Source organism: Hydrogenophaga sp. (assembly GCF_041633695.1).
Classification (GTDB): domain Bacteria; phylum Pseudomonadota; class Gammaproteobacteria; order Burkholderiales; family Burkholderiaceae_C; genus Hydrogenophaga.
On record NZ_JBFJMY010000245.1, the window covers coordinates 1 to 6,311 of the forward strand.

Sequence of the window (6,311 nt, forward strand, 5' to 3'; positions counted from 1 at the left end):
AAAAGCCGCCGCCATAGCCCAGGCGGTAACCGCCCGGCCCGTAACCCACACAAGGCACGAAGATCAGCGAGGGCTGCACGATCTCGGTGTCTTTGGGCTTGGGAATGCCAAAGGCGTCTTCTTCCATCGGGCAACCTGGGTACCAGGTGTAGAAGGTGAGCGTCTTGTCGATCTTGTTGACCACCGGCAAACCGATGCGCCGGTGCCGCTGCGCGCCTTGCGCATCTTCTTCCAACCCGGCTTCCTGCCAGCGAAACAAGGCCGGCAGGGGATCGAACTCGCCTTTGATCGGCCAGTAAGCGCCAATCACCGCGTCCGGACGCTCGATCAGCCACACCCGCATGACCCGTTGCAGCAGGTCGTTGCGGCAGGCCCGGTCGACCAGCGCCTGGCGCTTGTCGATCAGCACCTTGCGCCAGGCCGCTTTCACGGTGTTGGCCGGAGATGCTGGCGGGTTCGGGGGGCTTGTTGGGTCTTTGTTGTCCATAATCGAAGCATGAAACGTGTCAGCATGAACCAGTGTCTTCAACTCATTATGGCCGCGCTGTTGTTGCAGGGCGCTGCCTGGGCGCAAGGCAGCGCCGACGCCACCGTGCTGGAGATGCGCGAGGCCTACAGGCGCGGCAAACAAGACGAGTTGTCGAACTTGTTGCCGCGCGTGCGCGGCCATGTGCTGGAGCCGCTGGCGGCCTACTGGGAAATGCGGCCCCGGCTGGACACCGCCACCCCACAGGCGATACGCGACACCCTGGCCCGCTACGCCGGCAGCTACTGGGAAGACCGGCTGCGCAACGACTGGCTGCTGCAACTGGGCAAGAACCGCGACTGGGGCACGTTTGAAGCCGAGCTGCCGCTGTTTCGCATGAACGACGACCGCCAGCTCAAGTGTTACGCGCTGATGCTGGACGCTGCGGCCAAGCGCGTGCCCGCCGATGTGGTGGCGCGCCAGGTGAAAGAGCTGTGGTACGCGCAGCGCGATGCCGACGACGGCTGCGCCACCGCAGCGCAAGCCTTGCTGGACAGCGGCCACATGCCAGCGGCGGCGGCCTGGCACCGCGCGCGCCTGGCCATGGAGGCCAACCGCCAGAAAGCCGTGACCCAGGCCGTGGCCATGCTGGACCCGGAATGGGTGCCACTGGTGAGCAACATCGCCAAAGACCCGGCCAAGTACCTGGACGAAAAGATCACCGCCATCCGGCCCCGCACCAAGGAGCTGGTCACGCTGGCCATCATCCGGCTGGCGGCCAACGACCCGGCGGCGGCGGCGCTGGAGATGGACCACACGCGCTGGAAAGCCCAGCTCACCACCGAAGAGCGCAGCTGGGTCTGGGGCGTGATTGGCAAACGCGCGGCGCAAAAACTGCAAGACAACGCCTTGGTGTATTTCGCCAACGGGCAAGACCGTTTCATGCACGACGACCACCTGGCCTGGAAAGCGCGCGCCGGCATGCGCGCCGGTGCCTGGGGCCATGTGCGCGACGCCATCGCCGCCATGAGCGAAGAGCAGCGCAGCGAGCCGACCTGGGTGTACTGGCGTGGCCGCTCTTTGCAGGCCTTGAAAGAGCCCGACGCGATAGCCGCCACCGCCCAGGCCCGCGCCTTGTACGAATCCATTGCATCGGCGCGCGGCTTTTACGAACAACTGGCGCTGGAAGAACTCGGTCGCCCGATCACGGTGCCGCCCGCACCCACGCCGCCCACCCCGCTGGAGCTGGAAAACGCCCAGCGCCACCCCGGCCTGCAACGCGCCCTGGCCGCCATGCGCCTGGGTCTGCGCAGCGAAGGCGTGCGCGAATGGCACTACACCGTGGCCCTGCACAGCGCGGGCGGCATGGGCGAACGCGAGCTGCTGGCCGCAGCCAGCCTGGCTTGCCAGAACGAAATCTGGGACCGCTGCATCAACACCAGCGAGCGCACCGCACTGGCCCAGGACCACGCCCAGCGCTTCCCCATGCCGCTGCGCAACGCGGTGCTGCCCCGCGCCAAAGAAATCGGCCTGGACCCGGCCTACGTGTACGGCCTGATCCGCCAGGAAAGCCGCTTCGTCACCGACGCCCGTTCGGGCGTGGGCGCGTCGGGCCTGATGCAGGTGATGCCGGCCACCGCGCGCTGGACCGCGCGCAAGATCGGCCTGACCGATTTCAAACCCGGCCAGATCAACGACAGCGACACCAACATCGTGATCGGCACCGCCTACCTCAAGCTGGCACTCGACGACTTTCAGGGTTCGCTGCCCATGGCGGCTGCGGCCTACAACGCTGGCCCGGGGCGCCCACGCAGTTGGCGCAACGGCCCCATGCTGCCGGGCGAAATCTGGGCCGAAAACATCCCGTTTGACGAAACCCGCGACTACGTCAAGCAGGTGCTGGCCAACACCACCAATTACGCGGCCATCATTTCCGGCCAGCCGCAATCGCTGCGCGCGCGGCTGGGTGTGGTCGGGCCGCGCCCAACGGGTCTGGTCGAGATCAACCCCGATCTGCCCTGACCCCCAACCCCAGAGACCGCTCATGAAAAAAATCCTGGTGCTCGGTGGTACCGGCTTTGTCGGACGCCACTTGTGCGAACACTTGTACCGCCAGGGCTGGCACACCACCGTGCCCACCCGGCGGGCCGTCAACGCCAGCGCGGTGCAACACCTGCCGCGCCTCACCGTGCTCGAAGCCGACGTGCACGACGAAGCCCGCTTGACCCAGCTGCTGCACGGGCACGACGCCGTGGTCAACCTGGTTGCGATCCTGCACGGCAGCCAGGCCGCGTTTGCACACACCCACGTCGAGCTGCCGGCCAAACTGGCCCGGGCTTGTGCGGCCAGCGGCGTGCGGCGCGTGGTGCACATCAGCGCCCTGGGTGCGGCACCGGATGCGCCCTCGCGCTACCTGCGCAGCAAGGCCGCCGGAGAAGCGGCGCTGCACCCGGGGCCGCTCGACCTGACCATCTTGCGGCCCAGCGTGGTGTTTGGCGCGGGCGACCATTTCCTCAACCTGTTCGCCGACATGCAGGCCACCTTGCCCGTGGTGCCCCTGGCCGGTGCCCAGGCCCGGTTCCAGCCGGTCTGGGTGCAAGACCTGGTGCAAGCGGTGGTAACCAGTCTGCGGCACAGCACCACGCCGGCCCGCGCCCAGACCGAGATTTTTGAATGTGTCGGGCCCCAGGTCTTGACCCTGGCCGAACTGGTGCGCCTGGCCGGGCGCTGCAGCGGACACCCGCGCCCGGTGCTGCCCCTGCCCGCAGCGCTGGGCCGTGCGCTGGCCTGGTGCATGGAGCTCGCGCCGGGCCAGCCCATGATGAGCCGGGACAACCTGGATTCGATGTCGGTGGACAACGTGGCCAGCGGGCAATGGCCCGACCTGTCGGCCCTGGGCATCGCCGCCGCGTCGGTGGGCAGTGTGGCCCCGGGCTACCTGGGGGCCACCGGTGTTCGCAGCGGCCTGCTGGGCTTGCGCAAAAGCGCGGGCCGGGGCTGACACCAGCACCGAACCGGCCTGCGCAAGCGAATCAATGCCCGTTTGTTTGAGCATCAATCGGGCGCGCGGCTGCGGATAGCATGGCCTTCCCTTCTGGAGAAACCCCATGGCATTGCAACTCTATATTGGCAACAAGAACTACTCGTCCTGGTCCATGCGGCCATGGGTGCTCCTGAAACAGGCGGGCATCCCGTTCGAAGAAGTGATGGTGCGGTTCGACTCGTTCGACGCCGACTCGGTCTTCAAAAAGGAACTGCGCAAGGTCAACCCCCTGGGCAAGGTGCCGGTGCTGGTGGACGGTGGTTTTGCCATCTGGGACACGCTGGCGATCGCCGAGTACCTCGCCGAGCGCTTTCCCGACAAGCAGCTGTGGCCGGCAGATGTGAAAGCCCGGGCCCGGGCGCGCAGCGTCTGCGCCGAGATGCACAGCGGCTTCACGGCGCTGCGCACCCATTGCCCCATGAACATCGAAGCCTCGCTGCCCGACATCGGCCGCTTGATCTGGCGCGACAAGCCGGGTGTGCGCGCCGACATGGCGCGCCTGGGCGGCCTGTGGAGCGAACTGCTCGCTGCGCAGCCAGCCGGTGCCCTGTTGTTCGGCGCTTTCAGCATCGCAGACGCCTATTTCGCGCCGGTGTGCATGCGCATCAAGACCTACGGCCTGCCACTGCCAGCCGATCTGGCGGCGTACGTGGAGAGCGTGTGTGCGCTGCCGGGCGTGAAAGCTTGGGTCGAAGAGGCGCTGGCCGAGCACGACTTCATCGATTTCGACGAACCCTACCGCCTGGGTCGGTAGGGGGTTGCGCCCGCGCGGCGTCGCGGCCTCTCTGCGCGGGTCGCCAAGCCCTAAACTCGGCGGCATGAACATCTATCTCGTGGGCGGCGCGGTGCGCGATGCGCTGATGGCGCAAGCGGCGGGCACGTCGGTCGCCTCGCATGTGGACCGCGACTGGGTGGTGGTGGGTGCCACGCCCGAACAGATGGCGCAGCAAGGTTATCTGCCGGTGGGGCGCGATTTCCCCGTTTTTCTGCACCCGCAGACCCGGGAGGAATATGCGCTGGCGCGCACCGAGCGCAAGACCGCCCCGGGTTACCACGGCTTTGCCTTCCACGCCGCGCCGGGCGTCACGCTCGAAGACGATCTGGCGCGGCGCGACCTCACCATCAACGCCATGGCGGTGGCGGCCAGCCAGGCCGACCAGGTCGCCAGCGCGCAGCTGATCGACCCCTACGGCGGCCAGCGCGATCTGGCCGATGGGGTCTTGCGCCACGTGACCGCCGCCTTTGCCGAAGACCCGGTGCGCATCCTGCGGCTGGCGCGTTTTGCCGCCCGCTTCCCCGGTTTTTCGGTGGCGCCCGAAACCATGGCCTTGATGCGCGACATGGTGGCCCAGGGCGAGGTGGACCACCTGGTACCCGAACGCGTGTGGCAAGAGCTGGCGCGCGGCCTGATGGAATCGCGGCCCAGCCGCATGTTCGAGGTGCTGCGCGCATGCGGTGCCCTGCAACGCATATTGCCGGAGGTGGACCGGCTCTGGGGCGTGCCGCAGCGCGCCGAATACCACCCCGAGGTGGACACCGGCGTGCACCTGATGATGGTGCTCGACATGAGTGCACGGCTCGGCACCACGTTGCCGGTGCGCTTTGCCTGCCTGTGCCACGACCTCGGCAAGGGCACCACGCCTGCGGACGTTTTGCCGCGCCACATTGGCCACGAAGAGCGCAGCGCCCGGCTGTTGCGCGGCGTGTGCGAACGCTGGCGCGTGCCGCGCGAGAGCCGCGAGCTGGCCGACGTGGTGGCGCGCGAACACGGCAACATCCACCGCAGCGCCACGCTGAACGCGGCGGCCCTGGTGCGCCTGCTGGAACGCTGCGACGCATTGCGCCGCCCCGAGCGCTTTGCCGAGGCCTTGCTGGCCTGCGAATGCGACGCGCGTGGCCGCCTGGGCTTTGAAGACAACGCCTACCCGCAACGCCCGCATCTGCTCGCGGTGCTGCAGGCCGCCAGCGCCATCGACACCGCAGCGGTGGCCGCAACCGCAGCCCAGCCCCACACGGCGGCAACAGCAACGGAAGGCGACGCGCCCGACCGCCACCTCGGCGAACGCATTGCGCGTGCGGTGCACCGGGCCCGGGTGGACGCGGTGCAAGCCGCTATGCCCCCAGCGCCCGCTGCCCACTGAACGCGGCACCGCGACGCGCAATGGCCTGCGCCAATCGGGGCGGGACAACGCCCAAGAGAAAGGCCGGATAATTTGCCCATGGCCTACCTGCTGATAGTGGAAGACGACGAACTCCTGCGCGATGCGCTGGGCAGCTTGCTGCAACAAGCCGGGCACCGCGTCGCCATGGCGGAAGACGGGGCCTTGGCGCTGGAGCAACTGGCCAACGACGACTTTGAAGGCGTGGTGCTGGACCTGGGCCTGCCCAAGGTGGATGGTCTGTCGGTGTTGCGCAGCCTGCGCCTGCGCCACCCCGCGCTGCCGGTGCTGATTCTCACCGCCCGCGACGGCGTGGAAGACCGGGTGGCCGGGCTCAATGCGGGGGCCGACGACTACCTCACCAAACCCTTCAACCGGGACGAATTGCAAGCCCGCCTGCAGGCCATGCTGCGCCGCGCCAGCCTGCCCGCCTTTGGGCAGGCCAGTGCCACCCGGGTGGGCGACAGCACACCGCTGCTGCGCCTCGACCAAGTCAATACCTTTTACGGCCCCATCCACATCCTGCAAGATGTGAACATCGAGATCTTCGAGGGGGAAATTGTTTGCCTGCTCGGCGGCAACGCGTCGGGCAAGTCCACCACGCTCAAGACCGTGCTCGGCATCGTGAAGCCGGTCAGCGGCC

General features: G+C 67.9%; 6 protein-coding genes. 5 read left to right on the forward strand and 1 reads right to left on the reverse strand.

The genetic code is table 11. The features are described from left to right. A partial coding sequence (locus ABYB95_RS14775; RefSeq protein ID WP_372659332.1) for a 5-formyltetrahydrofolate cyclo-ligase occupies positions 1–487 on the reverse strand: 487 nt, incomplete at its 3' end. Positions 488–496: 9 nt separating this feature from the next. Here ABYB95_RS14775 and ABYB95_RS14780 point away from each other — a divergent pair. The 5 genes from ABYB95_RS14780 to ABYB95_RS14800 all read left to right on the forward strand — a co-directional run. Beyond that, the gene (locus tag ABYB95_RS14780) at positions 497–2,488 is read left to right on the forward strand and encodes a transglycosylase SLT domain-containing protein (RefSeq protein WP_372659333.1); all 1,992 of its coding nucleotides are present in this window, start codon (positions 497–499) and stop codon (positions 2,486–2,488) included. Positions 2,489–2,510: 22 nt separating this feature from the next. Beyond that, positions 2,511–3,467: a complex I NDUFA9 subunit family protein gene (locus ABYB95_RS14785; protein WP_372659334.1), complete on the forward strand. Its 957-nt coding sequence runs from the start codon at positions 2,511–2,513 to the stop codon at positions 3,465–3,467. Between the two features lie 106 nt (positions 3,468–3,573). Further along, complete coding sequence (locus ABYB95_RS14790) at positions 3,574–4,263, forward strand: glutathione S-transferase family protein (RefSeq protein ID WP_372659335.1); 690 nt, start codon at positions 3,574–3,576, stop codon at positions 4,261–4,263. Between the two features lie 64 nt (positions 4,264–4,327). Then, positions 4,328–5,650, forward strand: a complete 1,323-nt coding sequence (locus ABYB95_RS14795) for a multifunctional CCA addition/repair protein (protein WP_372659336.1) — start codon at positions 4,328–4,330, stop codon at positions 5,648–5,650. Positions 5,651–5,728: 78 nt separating this feature from the next. Continuing rightward, positions 5,729–6,311: response regulator (locus tag ABYB95_RS14800; RefSeq protein ID WP_372659337.1), on the forward strand; the 583-nt coding region annotated here is incomplete at its 3' end.

What these genes read in the sequence shown, in the direction of transcription:
- ABYB95_RS14790 (WP_372659335.1), top strand. Translation starts at nt 3,574, where the DNA reads ATGGCATTGCAACTCTATATTGGCAACAAGAACTACTCGTCCTGGTCC.
- ABYB95_RS14795 (WP_372659336.1), top strand. Translation starts at nt 4,328, where the DNA reads ATGAACATCTATCTCGTGGGCGGCGCGGTGCGCGATGCGCTGATGGCG.
- ABYB95_RS14780 (WP_372659333.1), top strand. Translation starts at nt 497, where the DNA reads ATGAAACGTGTCAGCATGAACCAGTGTCTTCAACTCATTATGGCCGCG.
- ABYB95_RS14785 (WP_372659334.1), top strand. Translation starts at nt 2,511, where the DNA reads ATGAAAAAAATCCTGGTGCTCGGTGGTACCGGCTTTGTCGGACGCCAC.